Source organism: Actinomycetospora lemnae (genome assembly GCF_028737315.1).
GTDB lineage: Bacteria > Actinomycetota > Actinomycetes > Mycobacteriales > Pseudonocardiaceae > Actinomycetospora > Actinomycetospora lemnae.
In genome coordinates this window covers 55,545-81,214 of sequence record NZ_JAQZAO010000012.1, presented here as the reverse complement: position 1 = coordinate 81,214, position 25,670 = coordinate 55,545, and the positions used below count along the sequence as shown (strand labels likewise).

Sequence of the window (25,670 nt, the reverse complement as noted above, 5' to 3'; positions counted from 1 at the left end):
GCCTCCCGTGGGCCATCTTCACCCGAAAGCAGACGCGCGCGGGGTGGCGACGGCGTCCCTCAGCTCGCGACGGCCTTGGACTCCTCCACCGCGAGCCGGTCGACGAGGTCGTTCATCTCGTCGCCCGAGTGGCCCTTGGTCCAGCGGAAGGAGATGTCCCCGCGCTCGTTGACGATCGTGATCAGCGGCTCCCAGAGGTCGCGGCTCACCACCGGCTTCCTGGCGCTGGTCACCCAGCCGCGGGCGAGCCAGCCCTTCCACCAGCCGTCGCGGAAGCAGTTGACGACGTAGGTGGAGTCACTGACCACGACCAGCGGGCCGTCCAGCGCCCGCACCGCCTCCAGGGCGGCGCGGATCTCCATGCGCTGGTTGGTGGTGCGGGGCTCGCCGCCGCTGGCCTGCCGGCCGTCGCGGGTGGCCCAGGCCCAGCCGCCGGGACCCGGGTTGCCCGAGCACGCGCCGTCGGTCCACACCTCGAGGGCCCCGTCGGGCGCGGGCATGTCCGGACGCGAGGGCTTCGTGGCCTTGGCGGCGGCCTTGGACACGGTCCTGGCGGCGGGCTTGGCGGACGAGCCCGCACCCGACGTCGACGCGCACGCCGCGTGCGCCCACCGCTCCCCGGAGCGCGCGATCTCCTCGCCCGGGGTGACGGGCGCGGCGCAGACCCCGCAGGTGGTCGCGTACTTGGCGGTCATCGGCACGGCGGCCACCCTAATCGCCGGCCTGGAGCGCCTCCGTCAGGAGCGCGACCAGGGTCGCGTGCTGGGCGTCGGTCGACGAGCCGACCTCCTCGTCGGACCCGTCGAGCGCCGCCGCGGCGAGGCCCGCCTTGTCGTCGATGAGGTCCGCGATCCGCGCGTCGATCGTCTGCGCGGCGAGGATGCGCCACGCCGTGACCGGCTCGGTCTGCCCGATGCGGTGGCTGCGGTCGATGGCCTGCGTCTGCTCGGCCGCGGTCCACGGCAGCTCGGCGAGCACGATGTTCGACGCGACCTGCAGGTTGATGCCGACCCCGGCCGCGGTCAGCGAGCAGACCGCGACCGCGACGTCCGGGTCCTCGACGAACGCGTCGATGTTGCGCTGCCGCACGCCGGGCGTCTGGTCGCCGCGGATCGAGGAGTACCGCACGCCCGCCTGGGCGAACGTGTCCTCGGCGGCGTCCATGACGTCGACGTGCTTGGCGAAGAAGACGACCTTGCCGGCGCTGCGGGCGAGCTGGACGGCGTAGTCGGCGGCGAGCGTGGCCTTGGCCTGGCCGATGCGCCGCATCATCGAGAACACGTTGTCGCCGTTGGGGGAGTTGGCGGCGTCCTTCTGCTCCCACGTGGCGACGCGGGCGACGAGCTCGTGGTCCACACCGTCGGGGCTCTCGACCGGCTCGGCGCCCCGCGCGGCGAGGGCGTCGCGGTAGCGCGCCACCATGCGGCGGGCGAGGTCGCGCTCCGCGGCACGGATCGAGCGGCCGGTCGGGCCGTCGAGCTCGACGGGCAGGTCGGCGATGCGGCGCGCCGGGATGTCGGCGGCCACGTCGACCTTGCGGCGGCGGACGATGCCCTGGTCCACCACGGCCTGCCGGGCCGCCGGCGAGAAGCCGGGATCGGCCGGCGTCAGGCCGGTGGCGGTCAGGGCGTCCATGAGCTCGGCCAGCGGCTTCTTCTCGTCGATCCAGCCGAGGAACTCCCAGATCGCGAGGAAGTCCTCGATGTCGTTGATCAGCGGCGTGCCGGTCAGCGCCATGAGCAGCGGGCGCGCGGTGAAGGCCCGGATGCGCTCGGACAGGGCCAGGACGTGCTGGGAGCGCTGGGAGGTCTTGTTCTTGATGAAGTGCGCCTCGTCGACGACCATCCCGCGGAACCCGAAGTCGCGCAGCCAGCCCATGTGCCGGTCGAGCACCTCGTAGTTGACGACGACGATGTCGGCGAAGCCGTCGACGGACTCTCCGTTGCCCTGGACCGCGGTGGCCGTGCGCCGCGTCGACCAGAGGCCGGCCTCGCGGACCCAGTTGGTCTTGACGACGTTGGGCACGACGACCAGCAGCGGGTACGCCTTCGCCGCCTCGGCGGCGAGCAGCGCCTGCGCGGTCTTGCCCAGGCCGGGCTCGTCGGCGAGCAGGAAGGTCCGGTGCCCGTCGGAGGCGGCGGCGACGAGCCGGGCCTGGTGCGGCATGAGCTCCCGGCCGCCGGGGACCCGGACGTTCCCGGGCGCAGGCAGGTCCATGCTCGTCGAGGCCCCGTCGCTCGCGCGCTCGAAGGAGCGCAGCAGCGGGTCGAGCAGCTCCCAGCCGCTCAGCGGCGTCGGCCGGGGCGCGGCCGGGCGAGCGGCGGAGAAGTCGGGCTCGAGGAAGGGGTTCGCGAGGCGGCGAGAGATGACCGACTGCGGGACGACGCCCGGCTTCGCGGGCTCGGCGGCCGGCTCCTCGACCTCCGGCTCCGGGGCGGCGGGCGGCTCGATGCCGGCGCGCCGGAGCATCTCGTGCTCGAGCGAGCGGGCGTCGTCGGAGACGACCGCGTCCTCGCTGAGCAGCGACAGGAGCGCCGGGTGCCGGACGGCGGTCTTGGCGAGGTCGGTGGCGATGTCGTCGAGGCGCTTGAGTCGGTCGTTCCGGCGGGCGTCGGTGAGCTCCTCGTCCGCCCGCACCCGCGCGCGCTCGTCGCGCAGCGCCAGGGCGACCGCCTGGAACTTCGTCCGGGTCGACGCCGTCACCCGGCCGTTGCCCAGCGCGGAGCGGACCTCCTGCACGGCGCGCGTGAGCACCGCCGTGACGTCCTCGCGCCGCCGCCCGCCCCGCCGGCGGGGCCCGGGGGCACCACCACGGCGAGCAGTGTTCTGCGGCTGGCCTCGACGAGCCATGGACCTCCTCCGGAATGCCCGGCGGTCGTGCCGGGCTGCGTGCAGCATGTCGGTGTCGCCGGCGGAGCGGACGGGCTCCGCACACGACGCGCTGAACCGCGGCGGGAACGGCAGAGCGCCGCCGCGGATGCCGAACGGTCCGCGTCGAGCGGTCGCCGCAGGGTCTGACCCTGCGCGACGTGCCGGGGTTCATCACCACTATACCGCCGCACCGGCGAGAGGCGGTGCGGCACGCCCGGAACACCGTCGACCAGCCCGGGGTTACCCCGCTCGTGAGGATCGGCATCATCGGGACAGGCTTGATCGGCGCGACGTTGACGCGGCGGCTCGCGGCGCTGGGGCACGAGGTCCGCGTGGCCAACTCCCGCGCACCCGAGACGCTCGCGGAGCTGGCGGCGGAGACCGGCGCGACGCCGGTGTGGGCCCGCGACGCCGCGGCGGACGCGGACGTCGTGATCGTCAGCATCCCGCAGAAGAACACCCCGGCCCTGGGTCCGGACATCGTCGCCGGGGCGAAGCCGGGCGCCCCGGTCATCGAGACGAACAACTACTACCCGCAGCAGCGCGACGGGCGGATCGACGCCCTGGAGGACGGGACGCCGGAGAGCGTGTGGGTCTCCGAGATCCTCGGGACGCCGGTGTACAAGGTGTTCAACGGCATCAACTGGAAGCACCTGCTGGAGCGCGGCCGGCCGCGGGGCGAGGCCGGCCGCATCGCGCTGCCGGTCGCGGGCGCGGACGGCCCGGCCAAGGACACGGTGTTCGCGCTGGTCGACGAGCTCGGCTTCGACCCGGTCGACGCCGGCGGACTCGAGGAGTCCTGGCGTCAGCAGCCCGGCACCCCGGTCTACGGCGCGGACCTCGACGCCGACGGCGTGCGCCGGGCCCTGGCCGAGGCGTCGCCGGAGCGTCCCGCGGACTTCCGGGCGGCCTGAGCGGGATGGTGGGCGCCCGCGCCCTGGGCCGGCTCACGCCCGCTCCACGCGCTGCAGCCCGCCCGCCGGGGTCCACCACTCGACGACGAGCAGCGTCGCCGCCGGGTCGAGGTGGGTGTGGACGACCTCGGTGACGTCGGCGTGGAAGAGGTCGCCCTCGGCCTCCCCGGTGACCGCGCCCGCCGCGACCGCCCGCCCCGCGATCTTGGCCTCGCCCGGCCACTGCGCCTCGGCGCCCTCGACGGGGTCGACGGTGGCGCTGTGCAGCGCGAACCGGGGATCGCGGCGCAGGTCCGCGCCCTTGCGGGCACCGGGCATGGAGCCGAACGTCAGCTCGCCCTCGTCGAACACGGTCTCGATGCCGGAGATCCGCGGCGACCCGTCGGCGCGCAGCGTCGCGAGGGTCTTGTGCCGGTGGGCGTCGAAGAGCGCCCGCACCCGCGCCGCGAACTCCGGTACCGCTGCCTCGACGTCACGCCACCTCGCCATGCGCCGATCGTGGCACCACCCTCCGACAGGGGTGTCCCGGCTGAGCGACGACGTTGTCCCGGGACCCGCGAGCGCGGGACGCTGGGCCGCGTGCTGCCGTTCGGGGACGAGGGCGCCCGCCGCATCCAGCTCGTCTACGCCACGCCCGACGTGGTCCGGCAGCGCGAGCAGGTGCTGGCGCTGCTCCGTCCGCTGCCCGGCGAGGACGTCCTCGACGTCGGGTCGGGGCCGGGCTTCCTGGTCCGGTCGATCGCCGAGGCGGTCGGGCTCGACGGTTCGGTCCGCGGCATCGACCCCAGCACGGCGATGAACGCCGTCGCCGCGGAGCACTGCGCCGACCTCCGGTGGGTCGGCATCGACGAGGGCGGTGCGGAGGCCCTGCCGTACGCCGACGGATCCTTCGACGCGGTGGTGTCGACGCAGGTCTACGAGTACGTGGCCGACGTCCCCGGGGCGCTGCGCGAGGTGCACCGGGTGCTGCGGCCCGGCGGGCGCGTCGTCGTCCTCGACACCGACTGGGACTCCGTGGTCTGGCACGCCGCCGACCGCGACCTGCACCGCCGGGTCATGACGGCGTGGGACGAGCACCTCGTCGACCCGTACCTGCCCCGGGTCCTGCCCGGCCTGCTCGAGCGCGCGGGGTTCGACGTCGCCGAGCGCGCGCTCGTGCCGTTGTTCAACCCGGTCCTCGCCGAGGACACCTACAGCGCGCACACGATGGTCACGATCGCCGACTACGTGACCGGCCGCCACGGCCTCACCGCGCAGGACGCGGCGCGCTGGACGGCCGACCTGCGCTCCCGGGGGACCGACTACCTCTTCAGTGTCAACCGCTACTGCTTCGTCGCGACGGCACGATCCGGGGACTGATCACCAGTAGGGTGGCCGGGGCCTGTCGACCGGTGGCCGGGGGGTTCGGGTGGACGTGGACGACCACGAGGACTACGTCGAGCGCTGGTCGCGGGCGCACGGTGACTACGACGTGGCCGGCTCCCGTCCGGCGCGCGCCTGGCTGCGCATCTCGCACGTCCTCGCCGCGCCGCTCGCCCGCCGCGCCGTGCCGCCGTCGTGGGTCACGGGTGTGGGCGGGGTCGGTGCGGTCGCGATCGCCGGCGTCGCCGCGCTCGGCGGGCGGTGGGCGCTGCTCGCGGCGGCCCTGGTCGTGGTCGTCGCGCTCCTCGACGGCGTGGACGGCGCGGTCGCCGAGCTCACCGGCGCCGCCACCGCCTGGGGCCGGGTCCTCGACCAGATCGTCGACCGCGTCGGCGACGTCAGCATGGTCACCGCGCTCTGGTTGCTCGGCGCACCGGGACCGGTGTGCGCCGCGGCCGCGGTCCTCACGGTGCTCGACGAGTCGATCCGGTCGAGCGCGAGCGCGGCGGGCATGACGGAGACCGGCGTCGTGACGATCGCCGAGCGCCCGGCCCGGCTGGTCATCGGCGGGGTCGCGCTCGGGGTCGCGGGCATCGTCCCGTCGATGGCCGTGCTCGTGGTGACGGTGGCCGCGGCGCTCTGGGCGCTGCTCGCCCTGCTCGCCACGACGCAGCTGGTCGTCAACGTGCGCCGGCGTCTGCGGGGGCGGCCGCGGCATCCCGGGGACGCGGGGACCTGATCTCGTCCACCACCCGGGAGAACCCGTCCGCGCCGTGGCCCCGGTCGATCGCCCGCCGCGCCAGCCGGTGAACGAGCTCGGGCAGCGCCGGGTCGACGCCCCGCGCCCGGCTCGTCGCGACGATGTGGCCGAGTGCGGTCGCGTCCATGACGAGGTTGTCCTCCTCGCCGGGGTGGGTGCCCGCGTCGACGTCCTCCGCGAGCCCGCGGAAGGTGGCGGGCAGGATCGCGACGACCTCCTCGGCGTAGCGCACGAACTCGGCGGCGGGGACGCCGTCGCGACCCACCACCGCCGCGGCGTGGAGGAACGACGCCAGGCCGGCGAAGAAGACGTCGAGCATGCCGAGGTCGAACAGCGCCGCGCGCCCGGGGTCGTCGCCCAGGTGGTCGGTGCGCCCCAGCGCCGCGAGGGTCGTCCGGTGCCGGTCGTGCACCGTGGCGGGTCCGCTGTAGAGGACGAGGCCCTCCTCGGGGCCGACGAGCGGGGTCGGCACCATGATCGTCCCGGCGAGGACCTCGGCACCGCGGTCGGACAGCCACGCGGCGGTCGCGCGGGCGTGCTCGGGCGTGCCCGAGGTGAGGTTCACCAGCGTCGCGCCGGCGAGGTCGACCCCGTCGAGGACGGCGCGCACGGCGTCGTCGTCGAGCAGGCAGACGATCGTCAGGGCACTCGCGGCGACCGCGCTCGCTGGGTCGGGCGCCGGTCGGGCGCCGTCGGCGACCAGGGCGTCGGCGCGGGCGGGGGTGCGGTTCCAGACGGTGACGGGGTGCCCGGCGGCCAGGAGGGCGCGGGCGAGGGCGGTGCCCATCGCGCCGAGGCCCAGGACGGTGACGGCTTCCTTCTGCTCCATGACCGGGGACGTTAAAGTCTGACACCGGTGTGAAGGTCAAGCCCGGAGGTCGGGGACGTGCGGATCGGCGAGCTGGCGCGCCGGGTCGGGGTGGCGCCGCGACTCCTGCGCTACTACGAGGAGCAGGGCCTGCTGCGCCCGCAGCGCGCGGCCTCGGGCTACCGGGAGTACGCCGAGGCGGACGTCGACGTGGTGCACCACGTGCGCACCCTGCTCGCCGCGGGGCTCTCGACGGCCACCATCGCCGAGCTCCTGCCGTGCATGGGCGCCGACGGCCCGCGGCTGGTGGCGAGCTGTCCCGAGCTGCTCGACGACCTGTACCGCGAGCGCGACCGGATCACCGCGATGATCGACGAGCTCGCCGCCGCCCGCGACGGGCTGGACGCCGTCATCGCCACGGCGGTCCCGGACGACGACCGGTACGCCGCGAGCTGCTGAGCGTCAGGCCGGTGCCTCGAGCTCGCCCAGGCGCGCCGGGGTCAGGCCCTCCTGCAGGCGCCGCAGCAGCGCGTCGAAGAGCTCGGCGTCCGGGCCGAGGACCGCGCGGAACTGGCCCCGGACCTCGGCCGTCGCCGCGTCCCACTCCGCCAGGGCCTGCCGCCCGCGGGGCGAGACGACGATGAGCACGCGCCGACGGTCCTCGTGGTCGCGCCGGCGCAGGATGAGGTTCGCCGAGACCATGCGGTCGACCAGCTTGCTCAGCTTCGGCGCGAGGAGCAGCACGTGGTCGGCGACCACGTTCATCGGGCAGCCGCCGCGCTCGGCGAGCAGGCTCAGGATCCGCCACTGGTCGAGGCTCGACCCGCAGCGGCGCAGCGCCTCCTCGAGCCGCCCGGTGAGCGTCCGCTCGACGAGCGAGAGCAACCGGAGGGCCTCGTCGCCCTCTCCGGTGGACCCTCCTGCGCTGGCCGGCACCGCTCGATCGTAGCCGCGGAGTCGCTCACGGTGGGCGAGTGCGCGCGGCTCGTCCGATCGGAGCAGCTCCGGACGGGGTCCCGCTCGCTAGCGTCTCCCCATGACCGAGTCGCTGTCCCGCACGCGCGGACGCGACGTGCTGGACATGGCGCTCGTGATCCCGCTGCAGGGTCCCGCCGGGATCTTCGGGCCGTCCTGCGAGAGCTGCGCCGCGCTCGCCGTGCAGGAGATCAACGCCGACGGCGGGGTGCTCGGCCGGGAGCTGAACCTCGTGCCGGTCGACGGGGGGCGCAGCCCGGAGGAGGTGGCGATCGAGGTCGACGCGCTGGTGAGCGCCGGCGCGGTCCAGGCCGTCACGGGCTGGCACATCTCGGCGGTCCGCGAGGCGGTCGCGCCCCGTATCCGCGGTCGCGTGCCGTACGCGTACACCGCGCTCTACGAGGGCGGCGAGGACCGGCCGGGCCTGTTCCTCACCGGCGAGACGCCGGACCTCCAGCTCGGCCCGACGCTGGACTGGTTCGCCGGCACCGCGGGCGTGCAGCGCTGGACGATCGTCGGCGACGACTACGTCTGGCCGCGGCGCTCGGCGGCGACGGCGGCGCGCTACCTGCGCCGGATCGGCGGCACCGTCTGCGACGAGATGTTCGTGCCGCTCGGCACCTCCGACTTCTCGTCGGTGCTGGGCCGCGTCGAGGCCAGCGGCTGCGACGCGGTGCTGATGCTGCTCATCGGCGACGACGCGGTCGCGTTCAACCGGTCCTTCGCCGCGGCGGGCCTCGACCGGGACATCCTGCGGTTCAGCTCGCTCATCGAGGAGAACGTGCTGCTCGCGTCCGGGACGGAGAGCACGCGCGGGCTGATGACCTCGGCGGGCTACTTCGAGGACCTCGCGACGAGCTCGGGGCTGGAGTTCGCCGCCACCTACTTCCGCGAGTTCGGCGACGACGCGCCGGTGCTGAACAGCCTCGGCGAGTCCTGCTACGAGGGCGTCCGGCTGCTCACCGAGCTGATGCGCCGGGCCGGCTCCACGCAGGTGCCGGCGATGATGTCGGTGGCCGACGGCCTGGCGTACGAGAGCCCGCGCGGCACGGTCGAGCTGCGCGACCGGCACCTGCGCCAGCGGGTCTTCCTGGCCGTCGCCGACGGGCTGACCTGGGACGTCGTGCAGCAGCTCTGAGTGTTGACGGCTCGCCCCGCCGTCGCTAGTTTCCTAGGAAACCAATTCCTACGACGCATATCTCGCCCGCGGCGTCGGGGCCTCGACGAAGGGGGACAGCGATGCCGCTCTACGCGTACCGCTGCGGCGCGGACGGTCCCGTCGACGTCATGCGGCCGATGGGCACCGCGCCCGCGGTCGTCCCGTGCCCGACCTGCGGCGCCGACGCCGCCAAGATGATCACTGCACCGCGGCTCGCCCTGGCCGACCGGAGGAAGGTCGCGGCCATCGACCGCGCCGAGGCCTCGCGCACCGAGCCCGCCGTCGTCAGCGCGCCGCCGCCCCGTCCCGTCGGGCCGTCGCGTCCCCTCGACCCGCGCACCGCGGCGCTGCCGCGCCCCTGACCGCACCCACCCTTTCGCCCCCGGTCCGCCCCGGTCGACCCCGGGGCGCGATGCCTCCTGCCCTGCTCGGGCGGGCCCCACGACAGAGAGGACGTCCCGTGCTGCGACCTCGATCGGCGCCGTCCCGTGGCTAGCGTCGGCCTGCTCTTCGTCGGCGCCGTGCTGTTCATCAACGGCGTCATGCTGCTGGGGTGGATCGACGCCCGCTCGGCCGCACCGATGAACTTCTTCGTCGGTGGGCTGCAGATCGTCACGCCGCTCTACCTGATCTTCACGGCGAACGGTGACGCCGACGTCGTGCTCGCGGCGTCCGGCCTGTTCCTCTTCTCGTTCACCTACCTCTACGTCGCGGTGAACCTGACCTGGGACCTCGACGGCACCGGGCTCGGCTACTTCTGCCTGTTCGTCGCCATCACCGCGCTCGTCTTCTCCGCGCTGAACTTCACCCGCTTCGCCGACCCGGCCTTCGGTGTCATCTGGCTGTACTGGGCGTTCCTCTGGGCGCTGTTCTTCGTGCTGCTGGGCCGCAAGCGCGAGGGGATCGGGCGCTACACCGGCGCGGTGTGCGCCATCCAGGGGTGGGTCACCGCGTGGATCCCCGCGCTCCTGCTCCTCACGGGCGTCTACGACGTGATCGGCGTCCCGCTCGCGATCGGGCTGGCGATCTTCGGGGTGGTCGTCTTCGCGGCCCTCGTCCCGTGGGCGCGCCGGCAGCCCGCCCCGCCCACGCCCGCGCCCACCGGCGAGCGCGTCCCCGCCTGACCACCCGCGTACCGAGGAGAGAAGCGATGCCGAAGAAGGTCTTCCCGCTCGACAGCAGCAAGAAGTTCACCGAGCAGCAGATCGTCGGCCACAACCGCTGGCACCCCGACGTGCCCGCGCAGGTGCACGTCAAGCCCGGCGACGTGTTCCGGGTCGACTGCCGGGAGTGGTTCGACGGCGCGATCGTCAACGACGACTCGGCCGACGACATCCTCCACGCGCCGCTCAACAGCGTGCACGTGCTGTCCGGGCCGATCGCGGTCGAGGGCGCGCAGCCCGGTGACCTGCTCATCGTCGACATCCTCGACGTCGGCCCGATCCCGCAGGAGGACTCCGGCCCGCTGGCCGGCCAGGGCTGGGGCTACACCGGCGTCTTCGCCAAGACCAACGGCGGCGGGTTCCTCACCGACCACTTCCCGGACGCCTACAAGGTCATCTGGGACTTCCGCGGCGGGAAGGCCACCTCGCGTCACGTCCCGCACGTCGAGTTCACCGGCATCGTCCACCCGGGCCTCATGGGCACCGCGCCGTCGCACGACCTGCTGGGCAAGTGGAACGCCCGCGAGCAGGCGCTCATCGACACGAACCCGCAGGCGGTGCCGCCGCTGGCCCTGCCGCCGCAGCCGGACTCGGCGATCCTCGGGTCGCTGTCGGGCGAGGACTTCGAGCGGGCCCGCAACGAGGCCGCCCGCACCGCGCCGCCGCGGGAGAACGGCGGCAACCAGGACATCAAGAACTTCACCAAGGGCAGCCGCGTCTTCTACCCGGTGTTCGTCGACGGCGCGAACCTCTCCATGGGCGACCTGCACTTCTCGCAGGGCGACGGCGAGATCACGTTCTGCGGCGCGATCGAGATGGGCGGGTTCATCGACCTGCACGTCGACCTCATCAAGGGCGGCATGCAGACCTACGGCGTCTCCGAGAACGCGATCTTCGTCCCGGGGAACACCGACCCGCAGTACAGCGAGTGGATCGCCTTCTCCGGCACGTCGGTCACCCTCGACGGCGAGCAGCGCTACCTCGACTCGCACCTCTCGTACCAGCGGGCCTGCCTGCACGCGATCGACTACCTGACGACCTTCGGCTACTCGCCCGTCCAGGCCTACATGATCCTGGGCGCGGCGCCGATCGAGGGCCGCCTGTCCGGCGTGGTCGACATCCCGAACTCGTGCTCGACGGTCTACCTCCCGACCGGGATCTTCGACTTCGACGTCAAGCCGGGCAAGGACGGCCCGACGAAGATCGACCCGGGCCAGGGCGTCCCGATGTCGCGCGCCTGAGACGGGCTCCCCGGCCCCGGCGACGTCGTCCGCGCATCAGCCCCTCAGGTAGGCGCGGACGACGTCGTCGTAGGACGTGTCGGCGGTGAGGCCGAGGGCGTGGGCGCGGGGGGTCTCGAAGCGCTCGGGCCAGCTGCCGACGACGGCCACGACCGCCGGGTCCTCGACCCAGTCCACGAGGTCGCTGGTGCCGGGGCCGGCGACGCGGTCGAGGGCGGCGACCATCTCGCGGGGCGTGGTGGTCAGCGCGGGCAGGTTCATCGCGGTCCGGCTGCCCCACGTGGCGTCGTCGACCTCGGCGGCGCGCAGGATGCCCTCGAGGGTGCGCTGCGGCGACGAGAGCGCGACGGCCATGTCCGGAGGAGCGGGGCACACCGCGCGCTCGCCCGCGAGGGGCTCGCGGACGATGCCCGACAGGAAGCTCGACGCCGCGGCGTTGGGACGCCCGGGGCGTACCGAGACCGTCATGAGCCGGACCGAGCGCCCGCGGACGAAGCCCTTGCGGGTGTAGTCGGCGACGAGCTGCTCGCCGATGAACTTCTGGACGCCGTAGCTGGACTGCGGGCGCGGGAGGGTGTCGTCGTCGACGGTGCCGACCGGGCCGATCGCCGGGTCGCTGCCGAAGACCGCGAGCGAGCTGGTGAACACCAGCACCGGCGGCGTCGCGTGCCCGCGGGCGTACTCCAGGACGGCGCGGGTGCCGTCGAGGTTGGTGTGCATGCCGGCGTCGAAGTCGGCCTCCGCGGCGCCGCTGACCACGCCGGCGAGGTGGAAGACCGCGTCGGCCTCCTCGCCGAGGGTGCGGCTGAGCTCGCCCTGGACGTGCTCGACGCGCGGGTCGGCGGCGACGTCGTCGGCGGGCGCGACGAGGTCGACGACGACCAGCCGCGTGACGTCGGCGGGTGCCGCGCCGCCGATCCCGATCGGACCGGCGAGCAGCCGGCGGCACAGCAGCGTCCCGAGGAACCCCGACCCGCCGGTGACGATCACGCGCATGCGGCCTCCTCGAGGCGGTCGACGACGTCGGCGAGGGCCTCGTCGTCACCGACGTTGCCGGGGAACACGACGAGGGGCGGGCCGCTCGTGGGCGCCCAGAGCGACACGAGCCCCGGGAGCATCGAGCCGCGCACCCAGGCGCGGTCGGCCCGCAGCGACTCGGTGGCGACGTCCGACGAGGTGATGCCGCCCTTGGCGAGGACGTAGGCGGGCTCGGCGGCGTGGACGACCTGCCGCACGACGCCGGTGAGCGCGGCGCTGACCCGGCGGGCGATGGCGAGGCTCTCGGCCTCGTCGCGGCCGGTGACGAGCGTGCGGGAGGTGCTGACGAGGGTGGTGCGGCGTTTCAGGGCGTCGACGGCGTCGGCGGTGATCTCGTCGAGGGGTGCGCCCTCCAGCACGGCCGCGACGTCGAGCTCGACGTGCGCGAGGTCGCGGCGGGCGGCGAGGCGCTCGAGCTGGCGGCTGGTCCGCCCGACGTGGGAGCCGGCGACGAGCAGGCCGTGGCCGCGGGCGACGGTGCGGCTCAGCTCGGCGTCGTCGAGCGGCGGCTGCGCGCCCTGCCCGGCGCGGGCGCGGACGAACGAGGGGCCGACGCGGTAGACATAGCGGGCGCCGGCGCGCTCGGCGGCGAGGATGGCGAGGACGGCGGCGCGCAGGTCGTCGTCGACGACGGCGTCGAGGACGATCACCCGGCTCCGCGGCAGCGTGACCTCCCCGTCGCGCAGCTCCTCGATGCCGACCTCGGCGACGTCGGCGGCCGGGATGGCGCCGCCGCTCTTCTCCGCCACCCAGGTGGCCAGGCGCGAGGAGCGGTAGCCGAAGGTGGCGTCGGCGGCGAACTCGCTGTCGGCGACCGGGGTGAGCCGGTCGCCGTCGCGCAGCCAGTGGACGCCGTCGAGGGTGACGCGGCCGGCGTCGGGGAAGGCGGGCGCGAGGATCACCGCGTCCGGGGCGCCGGCGGCCCGGGCGATGACGTCGGTCTCGAGCGGGAAGTGCCCGCGCAGGGTGGAGTCGCTGCGGCTCGCGAAGACGACGTCCATCCCGCGGCGCCCGGCGACCGCGAGGCAGGTGCGGACGACCTCGCGGGTGCGCGCCGCGGCGTCGTCGGGGCCGAGGCTGCGGGTGTTGGTGAGGACGAAGAAGGCGGGCGTGCCCTGGGCGAGGGCCCAGTCGACGTCGTCGGCGGTCCAGCGGGTGAGGACGGGGAGGTCGCGGACGGTCTGGGTGCCGGTGGGGTCGTCGTCGAGCACCACGACGGTCGGGGTGCCGACCAGCGCCTCACGCACCTGCTCGGCCGGGACCTCGCGCACGGGCGGGAGTGCGGCGAGCCGGTCGGTGCCCATCGGTGCATCGTGGCAGGAACGGTCCGCATCCGGCCGCCGGCGGAGCATGCTGTCGCCATGGTCGGACAGACGGGGGCCGGACAGGCGGGGGTCGGACAGGCGGGGGTCGGACACGCGGGCGTGGCGCCGTCGGTGCTCGACGCCGTCGGGGGCACGCCGATGGTCCGGTTGGGCCGGGTCGTGCCCGCCGGGGCGGCGGACGTGCTGGTCAAGCTCGAGGGCGCCAACCCGACGGGCAGCTACAAGGACCGGATGGCGACGGCGATCGTGGAGGGCGCGCGGGCGCGGGGCGAGCTGCGGCCGGGCCGGCGGGTCGTCGAGTTCACGGGCGGGAGCACGGGGTCGTCGCTGGCCTTCGTGTGCGCGGTCGTCGGCCACCCGCTGTCCCTGGTCTCCTCCGACGCGTTCTCGCCGGAGAAGCTGCGCACGATGCGGGCGTTCGGTGCCGAGCTGACGGTGGTGCCGAGTCGCGAGGGCCGGATCACGCCGGACCTGTTCGTCCGGATGCGGGCGGAGGTCGACCGGATCGTCGTCGAGCAGGACGCCTTCTGGACCGACCAGTTCCACAACGCCGACGCCCTCACCGGCTACGCCGTGCTGGGGCGGGAGATCCTGGCGCAGGCCTCGTCGGTGGACGTCTTCTGCGCCGCGGTCGGGACGGGCGGGATGCTGGCCGGGGTCGCGGGGGTGCTGCACGAGGCGGGGCCGACGCGGGTGGTCGCGCTCGAGCCGGCGAGCTCGCCGACGCTCACGGCCGGGAGGGGCGGGGCGCACCGGGTGGAGGGCACGGCGACGGGGATCGTGCCGCCGTTGCTGGTGCCCTCGTCGTCGGGCTCCGGGCGGGCTCACGACGACGCGCGGGCCGTGGACGAGGGCGAGGCGCGGGCGCTGGCACGGCGGCTGGCCCGGGATGAGGGGCTGTTCGTCGGGACGTCGTCGGCGCTGAACATCGCCGGGGCGCTGGAGCTGGCGGCAGAAGTGGGGCCGGGCCGCACGGTGGTGACGGTCGCCGTGGACACGGGGCTCAAGTACCTCGCGGGCGACCTCTTCGGTGATTGAGACTCGCGGGCGTGGACGACCTCCGCCGCGCGTGGGACGAGCAGGCCGACCGGTGGATCGCCTGGGCGCGGCGCCCGGGTGCTGGTGCCGGGCGGGGTGCTGTGCGTGGCCGTGGTGCACCCGCTGAACTCGGCGGGGACCTTCCGGTCGCGGGAGGCCGGGAGCGAGTACGTGGTCGAGGAGTCGTACCTGCGCGGGCGGCGCTACGCGGACTCGATCGAGCGGGCCGGGCTGAGGATGACCTTCCACTCGCTCCACCACCCGCTCGAGGACTACACCCGGGCCTTCGAGGGCAACGGCCTGCTGGTCGAGGCGCTGCGCGAGCCGGCGGTGCCCGACGAGGCGGTGCGGGACGACGCCGACCACCGCTGGCAGCGCGTGCCGCTGTTCCTGCACCTGCGGGCGCGGCGCGGGCCGGGGTAGGGGCGGGGGCCTCGGGCGATCAGAAGGGCGGCGGGTCGTCGTCCGCGTGCCGCGGGGGCGGAGTCGACGTGGTCTCGGCGGTCATGCCGGTCCGGCGGAGGAAGCGTCGGCGCCAGGCGTCCTCCTCGGCGGCGTCGGACTCGTGGCTGAGGTCGAGGCCGGGGTCGACGACCGGGCCGTCGTCGGGGAGCGGCCGAGGCCTGCGGGCCGGGCGGGGTCGGGGCAGCGGTTCGATGATCCTCTTCGGGTGGGTCGTGTGGTGGACCCCGGCGCGGGTGCGGAAGGCGAACAGCCCGGGCGACGGCTGGTCGACCTTCCAGCCCGCGACGTGCTTGGCGCGGTGGTGGTGCCGGTCGAGGACCCCGAGGTTCGTGTGCGATGTGATGCCGTCGCAGGCCCAGTCGAGGGTGTGGTCGAGGTCCGCCCGACGCGCGGACCGTCGGCAGCCCGGCGCCACGCAGTGCCGGTCGCGGACCCGGACCCACCGGTCGATCTCGACACGAGGACGCCGCCGCAGATGGTCGGCGGTGGTCTCGTACGGGCCCGCGGGCGAGTGGCCGCCCAGCTCGTCGAGGCGCCGTTGTACCTCGGCGATGAAGCCCGACCACGCAGGATGGGCGCGCGGATCGAGGGCGGCCGCCAGCGTCGTCGGGACCTGGAGCTCGACGATCGCGGTGCATTGCTCGACCCGCCCCCGGCCTCGTGGCTCCGGGGGCTGGACTGGTCGTCGTGGTCGTCGTCGGGCGAGCAGGACGTGCTGGAGCCGGCCCTCGTCGTCGGCGAGGACGATGCGCCACTCGCCGCTGTGGTGGGCGGTGAGCATCGTCCGGGCGTGGTGGGCCAGCAGGTTGCCGTAGCCGGGCACGGTGGCGGGCAGGTCGTCGAGGCCGAGCGCGGTGGTGAGTCGCAGCCGTAGCTCGGACGTGCCGCACCGAGGACGCCCGGGGCCCGGGTCCGCCCCCTCGATCGTGGGCGGGAGGGCCGGCGCGGGCAGGTCGGCGAGGTCCGGCAGGTCGAGGACGCCCTGCTCGCAGGGGTGATCTGCGGGCGCGAGTGCCTTGCCGACCCCGTCCGCATCGCTGCAGGCCTCGTCCTCCGCGCCGTCGGCCACGGGGCCGCCCGACCGGTCGTCGGGGTCGTCGTCCGGTTCGTCGTCGCCGGGACCGTCGTCGTCGCGGCCTGGGTCGTCGTCGTCCGGCCCGTCGTCCGGCCCGTCGTCGTCGGGACCCTGGTCGCCCCTGCCCCGACCGTCGTCGCCCGGCCCGTTGTCGGAGCCGTGGTGGTCGTCGGAGCACTGGTCACGCTCGTGGTCGGGCTCCTGGGCGGCGCTGGCGTCGTCGGTGGTCGTCGAGGAGTCGGGGCGGTTGTGCTCGTGGTACTCAGCGGCGAGGAGTAGAGCGACCTTGTGGTCGTCGAGGCCCGCCACCGACCCGTCGAGGAGTCGCTCGGCGACCTGGGCGCGCAGGGAGCCGATCGGTGTCAGCACCCCGAGGTGGCGCACCGCGGCGGCCAGGGCGTCGCAGCGGTCGCGCATGGCGAGCCCGCTGGGCGCGGCGATGTCGCACACCGAGAAGGTCGCGGTGCCCGTGGGGTTGGGGCTGAGGATCACCCGGGCGTTCTTCTCCGCCCGCGCCGCGCGCCGCGCCGCCCACTCGGGGTCGAGGGCCGTGGCGACCTGCTCGATGCGTCGGGCGAGCTCGGCGGGCGGGAGCTCCGCAGCCTCCGGCAGGAGCACCCGGCAGACGTGGCGGGCGTGGTCGTCGGCGAGGTCGCACGTGCCCTCACTGAAGCGGGTCGCCTTGTACTCGTCGATGGCCCCGTGCCACAGGGCGTCGCCGACGTCGGGCAGGCGATCCTGCAGGTCGTCGGCGAGGTCGAGCCTCCGGCTCGTCATGGTGCGGCCCCAGCCCAGCACCGCCGCGACCTCGTCGCCCGAGAACTCGTCGAGCCCGTCGCGACGGTCGACGCGGTCGGCCTGCGCGCGTCCCAGGTGGTGCATCCCGTCGAGCAGGCGGGCGACGCCGCGGCTGGTCGCGCGCTGGCAGGCGCGCAGGTAGGCGGCGAGGTCCTCGCCCGTGAGCGCGGCCGGCGAGAGGCGCTCGAGAGCAGCGACCAGCTCCGCGCCCGGGGCGAGCGCGTCCAGCTCGGCGGCGAGGCCGGGCCGGAGGTCGTGGTCGATGCTCACGGAGACGACGTTAGAGGCGACCCCCGACAGTGCCGGTCGGATCGAGGGCCGATGAGGACCTGCTCCAGGTCACGAACGGGTCACGATGTGGAGCGGGACCTCCACCGCCCTCGCCGACCCGTGCGAGCCCTGCTCGGCATGATCGACGCCGGCGTGCCCGGGAGCTGCTGGTCAGCACCCGATCGTCCTGGTCACCGTGTACCCGAGCTCTGGGCGATGCTGCGGACCCTGCAGCCGTAGGGCGTCAGCCCCGACCCTCAGCGCCGTCGCCAGAGCCGGCCGAAGGTCCCGGGACGCGGCGCGGTGCAGGCCTGGCGGGCCTGCCAGCGCCGCGTCCACTCGGGCATCCGCTCGGTGAGCACGGCCTCGGTCTCGTCGACCGGGCGGTGGAGCAGGCGGTCCGCGGCCTCGCGGTCGCCCGACAGCTGCGTGGCGAGGGCCTTCGCGGGCAGACCCGCGCCGTGCACCGGCACCCCGTAGCGCCGGGCCAGCGCGGCCCGCTGCTCGGTGGTCACGCCCGGCCCGGCGACGATCATCCGCGGGTAGCCGTGCGACGCCCGCCAGCCGCGCGTCCCCTCGACGACCTGTCCCCACAGCGCCACGACACCCAGCACCTCGACGTCGGACGGGCCCCACTCGAGCGTGCCCGGGTCGGAGACGGCGTAGAGGCCGCAGCGGCAGCGGTCGCCGGGCGGTGAGTGCCCCGCCGACCCGCAGTGGGCGATCATCGGTCGGCGCGCCGGCCACACGACGCCGGCCAGCGGCGCGATGAGGTCGGCGCGGCGCTGCGCCCGGCGGCCCACGCGCCAGGTCCGCCATCCGAGGATCGGTGCGGGCAGGTCCGGGACGCCCAGGACCTCGGCGGGTCCGGGGCGGCGATCGGGGTCGACCGGGGTCGTCACCGCGCGGGCTGCGGGGCGGTGTCGTCGGGGGCGGCAGGCACCGGCGCGGCGACGGCGTCGTCGGCCCCTTCGGTCGACGACTCGCCCGGCACCGGGGAGCTGATCGGTTCGGCGGTGAGGCGGCGACGGACGGGGCCGATGTCCATGACGGGAACGCTGGCACGTCCGGCGTCCCGGCACCAGACGAGGCGGCGCCGGTGGGACGAGACGGTGGTGACACCACCCGCCCGGCCCTCCCGACGGGCGCCACCAGGAGCGGTCACCCCACGGCCGTCACCGCTCCCCGCCGGCCGCGGCGGCGATCTCCGTCCCCCATCCCGAGCCGGCACCCGCTCCCTCCGCGCCGACAGATCCGATCTCCACCACCCCTGCTCCGTCCGGCTCACGCATGCCACCCTGACGCGACGGCCGAGACCGCCGTCACAGCGCACGCGGGGAGGCCGCCATGACCGACCGGACCGCCGAGCACTACGAGAGCGTCGCCGCCGACTACGACGAGCACTGGTCCTACGACCCGGACTACGTGCGGCGCTTCGCCGGGGCCATCACGGACGCGCTGCGGCTGACGTCCTCGGACGCGATCGCCGATGTCGGCTGCGGCACCGGCCTCTACACCCGCCATGTCGCCGAGGCCGTCCGACCGACCCGGCCGATCCTCTGCGTCGACCCCGTACCGGCGATGCTCGACCGCCTCCCGAAGCTGCCCGGCCTGCAGCCGCTGGTCGCCCGCGCCGAGGACCTCGCGTCCGGGCAGGTGCCGCTGCCCGGCGCCGACACGCTCGACGCGATCATCATGAAGGAGTCGATCCACCACGTCGGCGACCGGCGGAAGACCCTCGAGGGGCTCGTCGGACTGCTGTCACGGCACGGCCGGATCCTCGTCGTGATGCTCCCGCGGACGATCGACCATCCGCTGTTCCGCGAGGCCCACGAGCGGTTCGCGCAGCTCCAGCCCGAGACGTCGGAGATCGTCGAGACCCTCGCGGCGGCGGGCCTGCGCACCAGCGTCAGCTACCGGACCTTCCACACCACGATCGACCGGCAGCGCTACGTCCGGCTGCTCGAGGCGCGCTACCTCTCGGTGCTGGGCGAGTTCTCGGAGGACGAGCTCCGGGCGGGCATCGCCCAGTTCCGCCACGCCTACCGCGACGAGCCGGTCCTGCGGTTCGACGAGCACTTCGCCTTCGTCAAGGGCTGGGTCGCTCCCGGCTGATCGGTTGTGCACCATCGTCGCCGACGTCGCCGACGTCGCGGTCCACGCCCACCACACCCACCCACGGGGAACCCCGCCGACGCGAGTCCACGGCGATCAGCGGGAGCCACCGCCCCCAGGTGGTGCGGGCGGCCCGACGCCCGCCCCTGACCGACCGCCCAGCCGGCGGGTGACCTCGACGGCGGTGCGCCCGACCACCGCCGCGAGGTCGCCGAAGTCGGCCCCGCACGCCGGGTCGCAGTGGTGCGGGAACGTCACGCTGATCGCCGCGACCGCCACCCCGTCGGCGCCGTGGATCGCCCGCGCGACCGAGGCGTAGCCGCGACTGACCTCGCCGTCCTTCACCGACCAGCCGCGCCGCGCCTCGACCGCGAGCACCGCCGAGAGCGCGCGCACGGAGGTCGGGCCGCGGTCGGTGCGCCGCGGCAGCGGTCCGGCGCCGGCGAGCAGGGCCCGGCGCTGGGCGGGGGCGAGCCCGGCGAGGACGGCGCGCCCCGACGCCGTGAGGTGCGCGGGGAGGCGGACGCCGACGGCGGTGACGAGCGTCTGCGGGCGCGGCGGGCGCTCGCGCAGCAGGTAGAGCAGCTCGCGCCCGTCGAGCACCCCGAGGTGCACGTCGTGGTCGACGCGGTGCGCGAGCCGGCGCAGGGACGGGCCCGCCACCTCGTCGAGCGGGTGGTGGCGCAGGTACGCCGTCCCGATCTCGAACGCGCCGATGCCGACGGCCCAGCGCGCGGTGTCCGGGAGGTGCGCGACGACGCCGGCGGCCTCGAGCTCGGTGAGCAGGTGGTAGGTCGTCGAGCGGGGCAGGCCGAGGCGCGCGGACAGCGTCGCCGCCGTCAGGGGCTCGCCCGCCGCGAGCAGGCGCAGGATCGCGAGCCCCCGGCGCAACCCCGGGACACCGGCCACGGGGCCAGAGTCTCGTATCCGAGACAGCAGGACGCCAGCGCCCCTGTCGGCCGGCCCGTCCGGGCGCTGCACTGGACCCATGCCAGCAGCGCGGGGACGGACCAGGTCGGCACGCACGTGGGCCGCCGAGGGCGCGCTGCGGATGCTCGACAACAACCTCGACCCCGAGGTCGCCGAGCGGCCCGAGGACCTCGTGGTCTACGGCGGCACCGGGAAGGCCGCCCGCGACCACGCGAGCCTCGCGGCGATCCGCCGCTGCCTGGTCGACCTCGCCCCCGACGAGACGCTGCTCGTCCAGTCCGGGCGCCCGGTCGGCGTCTTCACCACCCACGAGTGGGCGCCGCGGGTGCTGCTCGCCAACAGCAACCTCGTCGGCGACTGGGCCACCTGGCCGGAGTTCCGCCGCCTCGAGCACCTCGGTCTGACGATGTACGGGCAGATGACCGCCGGCTCGTGGATCTACATCGGCAGCCAGGGGATCCTGCAGGGCACCTACGAGACCTTCGCCGCCGTCGCCCGCCCGCGGGGCGGCTCGCTCGCCGGCACCCTCACGCTGACCGCCGGGCTCGGCGGCATGGGCGGCGCGCAACCCCTCGCCGTGACGATGAACGGCGGCACCGCGCTCGTCGTCGAGGCGGACCCGGCCCGCGCGCACCGCCGCGTGGCCACCGGCTACCTCGACGAGGTCGCCGACGACCTCGACGCCGCCCTGCGCCGGGTGGAGGCGGCGCGCGCCGCGCGGGAGCCGATCTCCGTCGGCGTCGTCGGCAACGCCGCCGAGCTGCTCCCCGCGATCCGCCGGGCCGGGGCGCCGGTGGACGTCGTCACCGACCAGACCTCGGCGCACGACCCCCTGTCCTACCTGCCGATCGGCGTCGACCTCGCCGACTGGGCCGAGTACGCGCGCGCCGAACCCGAGGAGTTCACCGACCGCGCCCGCGCGTCGATGGGCACGCACGTCGAGGCGATGCTCGGCTTCTTCGACGACGGTGCCGAGGTCTTCGACTACGGCAACTCGATCCGCGCCGAGGCCCGCCTCGCCGGCGTCGAGCGCGCCTTCGACATCCCCGGCTTCGTGCCCGCCTACATCCGCCCGCTGTTCTGCGAGGGCCGCGGGCCGTTCCGGTGGGCGGCGCTGTCCGGCGACCCCACCGACATCGCGGCCACCGACCGCGCGGTGCTCGACCTCTTCGGCGACGACGAACCCCTCGCGCGCTGGATGCGGCTGGCGGGGGAGAAGGTGCGCCACCAGGGGCTGCCGGCGCGCATCTGCTGGCTCGGCTACGGCGAGCGGCACCGGGCGGGGGAGCGGTTCAACGACATGGTGGCCTCGGGGGAGCTCGCCGCGCCGGTCGTCATCGGCCGCGACCACCTCGACGCAGGCAGCGTCGCCTCCCCACACCGGGAGACCGAGGCGATGGCCGACGGGTCCGACGCGATCGCCGACTGGCCGCTGCTCAACGCCCTGCTCAACACCGCGTCGGGGGCCAGTTGGGTGTCGCTGCACCACGGGGGCGGGGTCGGCATCGGGCGCTCGATCCACGCCGGGCAGGTGTGCGTCGCCGACGGGTCGGCGCTCGCCCGGGACAAGATCACCCGGGTGCTCACCAACGACCCCGGCACCGGCGTCGTCCGGCACGCCGACGCCGGCTACGCGCGCGCCCTCGAGGTCGCCGACGAGCGCGGCGTGCGGATCCCCCTCCGGGAGACACCGCGGGAGCAGGCATGAGGCTCCTGGACGACATCGCCGACATCGGCCGCGACGCGCGCCGCGGCGGCTGGTCCCGCCACCTCGGCGACGACGCCGAGTGGACGCTGCGGGCGTGGTTCACCGAGCAGGCGGAGCGGCGGGGCCTCGCGGTCGAGACCGACGTGAACCTCAACCTGTGGGCGTGGTGGGGCACGCCGGGGCCGGGTGCCGTCGTCACCGGCAGCCACCTCGACTCCGTCCCGGGCGGCGGCGCCCACGACGGGCCGCTCGGGGTCGTCTCGGCGCTGCGCGCGGTGGACGAGCTCCGCGCCCGCGGGGTCGTCCCGGCGCGTCCGCTGGCGGTCGTCGTGTTCGCCGAGGAGGAGGGCGGGCGCTTCGGCGTGCCCTGCCTCGGGTCACGACTGCTCACCGGCGCCCTCGACCCCGACCGCGCCCGCGACCTGCGCGATCCCGACGGCGTCAGCCTCGCCGAGGCCCTGACGCAGTGGGGCCGGGACCCCGCACGGCTCGGCGCCGAGCCGGAGCGCCTGGCGCTGATCGGCCGCTTCGTCGAGCTGCACGTCGAGCAGGGCCGCGCGCTCGCCCCGCGCGGGGAGGCGCTGGCCGTCGGGTCGACGATCGTCGCCCACGGCCGGTGGCGGCTGTCGTTCCTCGGGCGCGCCGACCACGCCGGCACCACCCGCCTCGACGACCGCCGCGACCCGATGCTGCCGGCCGCCGCCACGGTGCTCGCCGCCCGCGCCGCGATGGCGCACCACGGCGACGAGGCCCGCGCGACGGTCGGGCGCCTGCACGCGGTGCCCGGCGGCACCAACGTCGTCGCGTCCCGGGTGGACCTCTGGCTCGACGCCCGGGGGCCCCTCCCGCAGACGCTCGTGGACGACGTCGCCGCCGCCGCGTACGCCGCCGCGGCCGACGAGGGGTGCACGGTCGAGGTCCGCGCCGAGTCGGTGTCGGACGCGGTCACGCTCGACGCCGCGCTCGCCGACACCCTGGCCGCGGTCACCGGTGCGGGACGCCTCGCCACGGCCGCCGGCCACGACGCCGGGGTCCTCGCCGCGCACGTCCCCGCCGGGATGCTCCACGTCCGCAACCCCACCGGTGTCAGCCACGCGCCCGACGAGCACGCGGACGACGCCGACGTCGAGGCCGGCGTGCGGGCCCTCGCCGACGTCCTGGAGGTGCTGTGTCGCTGACCCTGTGGTGCGAGCAGGCGTGGCTGCCCGGCGGGCCGGTCGACGCCGTCGCCCTGGAGCTGGACGGCGACCGGATCGTCGGCGTCGCACCCGGTGCGCCACGCCGGGGCACCGTCCTGCCCGGTCTCACCCTCCCCGGCCTGGTCAACCGGCACTCGCACGCCTTCCACCGCGCCCTGCGCGGCCGGCCCGCGCGGGCGGCCGACTCGTTCTGGAGCTGGCGCGAGGGCATGTACCGCGTCGCCGCCGCGCTCGACCCCGACACCTACCGCCGCCTCGCCACCGCCGTCTACGTCGAGATGGCGCTCGCCGGCCACACCGCACTGACCGAGTTCCACTACCTGCACCACGCGCCGGGCGGCCACCCGTACGCCGACCCCGTCGCCATGGACCGCGCCCTCGTCGAGGCCGCCCAGGCCGCCGGGCTGCGGATCACCCTGCTCGACACCTGCTACCTCGCCGCCGGGTTCGACCGCGCACCGGAGGGCGTGCAGCGCCGCTTCGCCGACGCCGACGTCGAGGCCTGGGCGGAGCGGGCGTCGCTCGTCGCGAAGCTCGACGACGGGGACCGCGTGCGCGTCGGCGGGGCGATCCACTCGGTGCGCGCGGTGCCGCGGGAGGCCCTGCCGACCGTCGCCGCGTGGACGGGGGAGCGGGCCCTGCACGTCCACCTCTCCGAGCAGCCCGCCGAGAACGCCGCGTGCCTCGCCGCCCACGGCCTGACCCCCACGGCCCTGCTCGACGATGCAGGGGTGCTCGCCCCGACCACCACCGCCGTCCACGCCACCCACCTGACCGGCGACGACGTCGCCCGCCTCGCCCGCACCGGGACCCGGGCGTGCCTCTGCCCGACCACCGAGCGCGACCTGGGCGACGGGATCGGCCCCGCGGGCGCGCTCGCGGCCGCCGGCGTGCCGCTGTGCCTGGGCAGCGACAGCCACGCGGTGATCGACCCCTGCGAGGAGATGCGCGCCCTGGAGATGCACGAGCGCCTGGCGCACGGCGTCCGGGAGCGCTTCGCCCCCGACGCCCTCCTGCGCGCCGGCACGGACGGGGGCGCCCTCGCCGTCGGCGCCCCGGCCGACCTCGTCACCGTCGACACCGCCTCCGTGCGCACCGCGGGCGCGCACCCGGACGGGGTGCTCCTCGCGGCCACCGCCGCCGACGTCCGGGAGGTCCGCGTCGGGGGCCGCGTGATCGTCCGTGACGGGGTCCACCAGCTCGTCGAGCGACCCGCCGCGGACCTGGCCGCCGCGATCCGGGCGGTGCACGCGCCGTGACGTCCCTGCTGGTCACGGGCATCGGCGAGCTCACCACCCACGACCCCGACGGGCCCGCGGGACCCGGTCCCTTCGCCGTCGTCGTCGAGGGCGAGCGGATCGCCTGGACGGGACGGGCACGGGACGCCCCGGTCGCCGACACCGCCGTCGACGTCGACGGCCGCGCGGTGCTGCCCGGCTGGGTGGACAGCCACACCCACCTCGTCTTCGCCGGGGACCGGGGCGAGGAGTTCGCGCGGCGGGTCGCGGGGCAGCCCTACGCCGCGGCGGGGATTCGGACGACGGTCGACGCGACCCGGGCCGCGCCCGACGCCGACCTCGCCGACCGGCTGCGCCGCCACGTGGCGGAGGCCGCCCGGCAGGGCACCACCTGCCTGGAGACGAAGACCGGGTACGGGCTCACGGTCGCCGACGAGGCCCGTGCGGCCCGGATCGCGGCCGCGGGCGTCGACGAGGTCACGTTCCTCGGCGCCCACCTCGCCCCCGCCGGCACGACGACCGCCGACTACCTCGACGTCGTCTGCGGCCCGATGCTCGACGCCGTCGCCGGGCACGTCCGGTGGATCGACGTGTTCTGCGAGGAGGGCGCGTTCGACGGCGACGCCGCCGCCCGGGTCCTCGCCGCGGGTGCCGCGCGGGGGCTCGGCGGGCGCGTGCACGGCAACCAGCTCGGCCCGGGACCCGGGGTGGCGGTCGCCGTGGCCGCCGGGGCCGCGTCGGTCGACCACGCCACGCACCTGGCCGACGACGACGTCGAGGCCCTCGCCGGGTCGGACACCGTGGCGACCCTGCTGCCCGCCTGCGACCTCTCGACCGGCCAGCCCCCGCCACCGGCCCGCCGCCTCGTCGACGCCGGCGCCACGGTCGCGCTGGCCAGCAACGCCAACCCCGGGAGCTGCTACACCACGTCCATGGCGCTCTGCGTGGCCCTCGCCGTGCTGCAGTGCGGGCTGTCGGTGCCCGAGGCCGTCCGCGCGGCGACACTCGGCGGCGCCCGGGCCCTGCGCCGCGACGACGTCGGCCACCTGCGGGTGGGCGCCCGCGCCGACCTGCACGTGCTCGACGCGCCGACCGTCGTCCACCTGGCCCAGCGCCCCGGCGTGCCGCTGACCGCGGCGGTGTGGCGGGCCGGGCGGCGCGTGCCCGTCACCCCGTGCCCGGTACCGGAGGAGGTCCGTCCGTGAGCACCGACAGCCC

26 protein-coding genes are annotated in these 25,670 nt (G+C 75.5%); 15 read left to right on the top strand and 11 right to left on the bottom strand.

Translation table 11 applies throughout. The annotated features are described in order from the left end of the window. Positions 1-59: 59 nt before the first annotated feature. Positions 60-695 carry a ribonuclease H family protein gene (locus PGB27_RS23835; RefSeq protein ID WP_274202978.1) on the bottom strand — a complete coding sequence of 212 codons (636 nt, stop codon included), beginning with the start codon at positions 693-695 and terminating at the stop codon, positions 60-62. A 16-nt stretch (positions 696-711) separates the two neighbouring features. Then, entirely contained in the window at positions 712-2,850 is a 2,139-nt protein-coding gene (locus PGB27_RS23830) for a DEAD/DEAH box helicase (RefSeq protein WP_274202918.1), read from the bottom strand. Positions 2,851-3,122: 272 nt separating this feature from the next. Between PGB27_RS23830 and PGB27_RS23825 the strand changes: the two genes are divergently transcribed. Next, positions 3,123-3,785 (top strand): NADPH-dependent F420 reductase, encoded by a 663-nt coding sequence (locus PGB27_RS23825; RefSeq protein ID WP_274202917.1) that lies wholly within the window; start codon positions 3,123-3,125, stop codon positions 3,783-3,785. A gap of 33 nt (positions 3,786-3,818) precedes the next feature. Here PGB27_RS23825 and PGB27_RS23820 read toward each other — a convergent pair whose 3' ends face one another. Continuing rightward, the gene (locus tag PGB27_RS23820) at positions 3,819-4,274 is read right to left on the bottom strand and encodes a pyridoxamine 5'-phosphate oxidase family protein (RefSeq protein WP_274202916.1); all 456 of its coding nucleotides are present in this window, start codon (positions 4,272-4,274) and stop codon (positions 3,819-3,821) included. 90 nt (positions 4,275-4,364) lie between these two features. Between PGB27_RS23820 and PGB27_RS23815 the strand changes: the two genes are divergently transcribed. After that, entirely contained in the window at positions 4,365-5,144 is a 780-nt protein-coding gene (locus tag PGB27_RS23815) for a methyltransferase domain-containing protein (RefSeq protein ID WP_274202915.1), read from the top strand. A 55-nt stretch (positions 5,145-5,199) separates the two neighbouring features. Continuing rightward, positions 5,200-5,886: a CDP-alcohol phosphatidyltransferase family protein gene (locus tag PGB27_RS23810; protein ID WP_274202914.1), complete on the top strand. Its 687-nt coding sequence runs from the start codon at positions 5,200-5,202 to the stop codon at positions 5,884-5,886. Here the strand turns inward: PGB27_RS23810 and PGB27_RS23805 are convergent. Further along, complete coding sequence (locus PGB27_RS23805) at positions 5,828-6,736, bottom strand: NAD(P)-dependent oxidoreductase (RefSeq protein ID WP_274202913.1); 909 nt, start codon at positions 6,734-6,736, stop codon at positions 5,828-5,830. The genes PGB27_RS23810 and PGB27_RS23805 overlap by 59 nt on opposite strands. 57 nt (positions 6,737-6,793) lie before the next feature. Between PGB27_RS23805 and PGB27_RS23800 the strand changes: the two genes are divergently transcribed. Then, entirely contained in the window at positions 6,794-7,174 is a 381-nt protein-coding gene (locus PGB27_RS23800) for a MerR family transcriptional regulator (RefSeq protein WP_274202912.1), read from the top strand. A 3-nt stretch (positions 7,175-7,177) separates the two neighbouring features. Here PGB27_RS23800 and PGB27_RS23795 read toward each other — a convergent pair whose 3' ends face one another. Further along, entirely contained in the window at positions 7,178-7,651 is a 474-nt protein-coding gene (locus tag PGB27_RS23795; protein WP_274202911.1) for a MarR family winged helix-turn-helix transcriptional regulator, read from the bottom strand. A gap of 100 nt (positions 7,652-7,751) precedes the next feature. Here PGB27_RS23795 and PGB27_RS23790 point away from each other — a divergent pair, with 100 nt between their 5' ends. The 4 genes from PGB27_RS23790 to fmdA all read left to right on the top strand — a co-directional run bounded on the left by PGB27_RS23790 (position 7,752) and on the right by fmdA (position 11,253). Beyond that, a complete protein-coding gene (locus PGB27_RS23790; protein WP_274202910.1) occupies positions 7,752-8,828 on the top strand; it encodes a substrate-binding domain-containing protein in 1,077 nt (358 codons plus the stop codon). A gap of 101 nt (positions 8,829-8,929) precedes the next feature. Beyond that, complete coding sequence (locus PGB27_RS23785) at positions 8,930-9,211, top strand: FmdB family zinc ribbon protein (protein WP_274202909.1); 282 nt, start codon at positions 8,930-8,932, stop codon at positions 9,209-9,211. A 126-nt stretch (positions 9,212-9,337) separates the two neighbouring features. Then, positions 9,338-9,973 carry an AmiS/UreI family transporter gene (locus tag PGB27_RS23780; protein WP_274202908.1) on the top strand — a complete coding sequence of 212 codons (636 nt, stop codon included), beginning with the start codon at positions 9,338-9,340 and terminating at the stop codon, positions 9,971-9,973. 26 nt (positions 9,974-9,999) lie between these two features. Next, positions 10,000-11,253, top strand: coding sequence for a formamidase (fmdA, locus tag PGB27_RS23775; RefSeq protein ID WP_274202907.1), 1,254 nt, complete (start codon positions 10,000-10,002; stop codon positions 11,251-11,253). A 36-nt stretch (positions 11,254-11,289) separates the two neighbouring features. Here fmdA and denD read toward each other — a convergent pair whose 3' ends face one another. Continuing rightward, positions 11,290-12,249, bottom strand: a complete 960-nt coding sequence (gene denD / locus PGB27_RS23770; protein ID WP_274202906.1) for a D-erythronate dehydrogenase — start codon at positions 12,247-12,249, stop codon at positions 11,290-11,292. Continuing rightward, positions 12,240-13,595, bottom strand: coding sequence for a four-carbon acid sugar kinase family protein (locus PGB27_RS23765; protein ID WP_274202905.1), 1,356 nt, complete (start codon positions 13,593-13,595; stop codon positions 12,240-12,242). Before PGB27_RS23765 ends, denD begins: the two co-directional genes overlap by 10 nt. Before the next feature lie 57 nt (positions 13,596-13,652). On the opposite strand from PGB27_RS23765, the gene PGB27_RS23760 reads away from it, so the two are divergent. Together PGB27_RS23760 and PGB27_RS23755 are read left to right on the top strand one after the other, a co-directional pair. Beyond that, positions 13,653-14,654, top strand: a complete 1,002-nt coding sequence (locus PGB27_RS23760; RefSeq protein WP_274202904.1) for a PLP-dependent cysteine synthase family protein — start codon at positions 13,653-13,655, stop codon at positions 14,652-14,654. Positions 14,655-14,759: 105 nt separating this feature from the next. Further along, entirely contained in the window at positions 14,760-15,077 is a 318-nt protein-coding gene (locus PGB27_RS23755; protein WP_274202903.1) for a hypothetical protein, read from the top strand. A 19-nt stretch (positions 15,078-15,096) separates the two neighbouring features. Here PGB27_RS23755 and PGB27_RS23750 read toward each other — a convergent pair whose 3' ends face one another. The 3 genes from PGB27_RS23750 to PGB27_RS23740 all read right to left on the bottom strand — a co-directional run bounded on the left by PGB27_RS23750 (position 15,097) and on the right by PGB27_RS23740 (position 18,310). Next, entirely contained in the window at positions 15,097-17,262 is a 2,166-nt protein-coding gene (locus PGB27_RS23750) for an HNH endonuclease signature motif containing protein (RefSeq protein WP_274202902.1), read from the bottom strand. Positions 17,263-17,519: 257 nt separating this feature from the next. Further along, a complete protein-coding gene (locus tag PGB27_RS23745) occupies positions 17,520-18,164 on the bottom strand; it encodes a hypothetical protein (RefSeq protein ID WP_274202901.1) in 645 nt (214 codons plus the stop codon). After that, entirely contained in the window at positions 18,161-18,310 is a 150-nt protein-coding gene (locus tag PGB27_RS23740; RefSeq protein ID WP_274202900.1) for a hypothetical protein, read from the bottom strand. Before PGB27_RS23740 ends, PGB27_RS23745 begins: the two co-directional genes overlap by 4 nt. Before the next feature lie 299 nt (positions 18,311-18,609). Between PGB27_RS23740 and PGB27_RS23735 the strand changes: the two genes are divergently transcribed. Further along, positions 18,610-19,377: a class I SAM-dependent methyltransferase gene (locus PGB27_RS23735; RefSeq protein ID WP_274202899.1), complete on the top strand. Its 768-nt coding sequence runs from the start codon at positions 18,610-18,612 to the stop codon at positions 19,375-19,377. 96 nt (positions 19,378-19,473) lie between these two features. On the opposite strand, the gene PGB27_RS23730 is transcribed toward PGB27_RS23735, so the two are convergent. Then, a complete protein-coding gene (locus PGB27_RS23730; protein ID WP_274202898.1) occupies positions 19,474-20,286 on the bottom strand; it encodes an IclR family transcriptional regulator in 813 nt (270 codons plus the stop codon). Positions 20,287-20,365: 79 nt separating this feature from the next. Here PGB27_RS23730 and hutU point away from each other — a divergent pair, with 79 nt between their 5' ends. Genes hutU through hutI form a run of 4 tightly spaced genes read left to right on the top strand, consistent with a single transcriptional unit; the run spans position 20,366 to position 25,657 of the window. Then, entirely contained in the window at positions 20,366-22,015 is a 1,650-nt protein-coding gene (gene hutU / locus PGB27_RS23725) for a urocanate hydratase (protein ID WP_274202897.1), read from the top strand. After that, complete coding sequence (locus PGB27_RS23720) at positions 22,012-23,193, top strand: allantoate amidohydrolase (RefSeq protein WP_274202896.1); 1,182 nt, start codon at positions 22,012-22,014, stop codon at positions 23,191-23,193. The genes hutU and PGB27_RS23720 overlap by 4 nt, the downstream gene beginning before the upstream one ends. Then, positions 23,190-24,473: a formimidoylglutamate deiminase gene (locus PGB27_RS23715; RefSeq protein WP_274202977.1), complete on the top strand. Its 1,284-nt coding sequence runs from the start codon at positions 23,190-23,192 to the stop codon at positions 24,471-24,473. The genes PGB27_RS23720 and PGB27_RS23715 overlap by 4 nt, the downstream gene beginning before the upstream one ends. Then, on the top strand, positions 24,470-25,657 hold the full coding sequence (hutI, locus tag PGB27_RS23710; protein ID WP_274202895.1) for an imidazolonepropionase: 1,188 nt from the start codon (positions 24,470-24,472) through the stop codon (positions 25,655-25,657). Before PGB27_RS23715 ends, hutI begins: the two co-directional genes overlap by 4 nt. Positions 25,658-25,670 lie beyond the last annotated feature (13 nt).

Coding starts and splice junctions, on each gene's coding strand:
- PGB27_RS23835 (WP_274202978.1), bottom strand. CDS start 695: ATGACCGCCAAGTACGCGACCACCTGCGGGGTCTGCGCCGCGCCCGTC.
- PGB27_RS23830 (WP_274202918.1), bottom strand. CDS start 2,850: ATGGCTCGTCGAGGCCAGCCGCAGAACACTGCTCGCCGTGGTGGTGCC.
- PGB27_RS23820 (WP_274202916.1), bottom strand. CDS start 4,274: ATGGCGAGGTGGCGTGACGTCGAGGCAGCGGTACCGGAGTTCGCGGCG.
- PGB27_RS23805 (WP_274202913.1), bottom strand. CDS start 6,736: ATGGAGCAGAAGGAAGCCGTCACCGTCCTGGGCCTCGGCGCGATGGGC.
- PGB27_RS23790 (WP_274202910.1), top strand. CDS start 7,752: ATGACCGAGTCGCTGTCCCGCACGCGCGGACGCGACGTGCTGGACATG.
- PGB27_RS23785 (WP_274202909.1), top strand. CDS start 8,930: ATGCCGCTCTACGCGTACCGCTGCGGCGCGGACGGTCCCGTCGACGTC.
- fmdA (WP_274202907.1), top strand. CDS start 10,000: ATGCCGAAGAAGGTCTTCCCGCTCGACAGCAGCAAGAAGTTCACCGAG.
- denD (WP_274202906.1), bottom strand. CDS start 12,249: ATGCGCGTGATCGTCACCGGCGGGTCGGGGTTCCTCGGGACGCTGCTG.
- PGB27_RS23765 (WP_274202905.1), bottom strand. CDS start 13,595: ATGGGCACCGACCGGCTCGCCGCACTCCCGCCCGTGCGCGAGGTCCCG.
- PGB27_RS23760 (WP_274202904.1), top strand. CDS start 13,653: ATGGTCGGACAGACGGGGGCCGGACAGGCGGGGGTCGGACAGGCGGGG.
- PGB27_RS23740 (WP_274202900.1), bottom strand. CDS start 18,310: ATGGACATCGGCCCCGTCCGTCGCCGCCTCACCGCCGAACCGATCAGC.
- PGB27_RS23735 (WP_274202899.1), top strand. CDS start 18,610: ATGACCGACCGGACCGCCGAGCACTACGAGAGCGTCGCCGCCGACTAC.
- hutU (WP_274202897.1), top strand. CDS start 20,366: ATGCCAGCAGCGCGGGGACGGACCAGGTCGGCACGCACGTGGGCCGCC.
- PGB27_RS23720 (WP_274202896.1), top strand. CDS start 22,012: ATGAGGCTCCTGGACGACATCGCCGACATCGGCCGCGACGCGCGCCGC.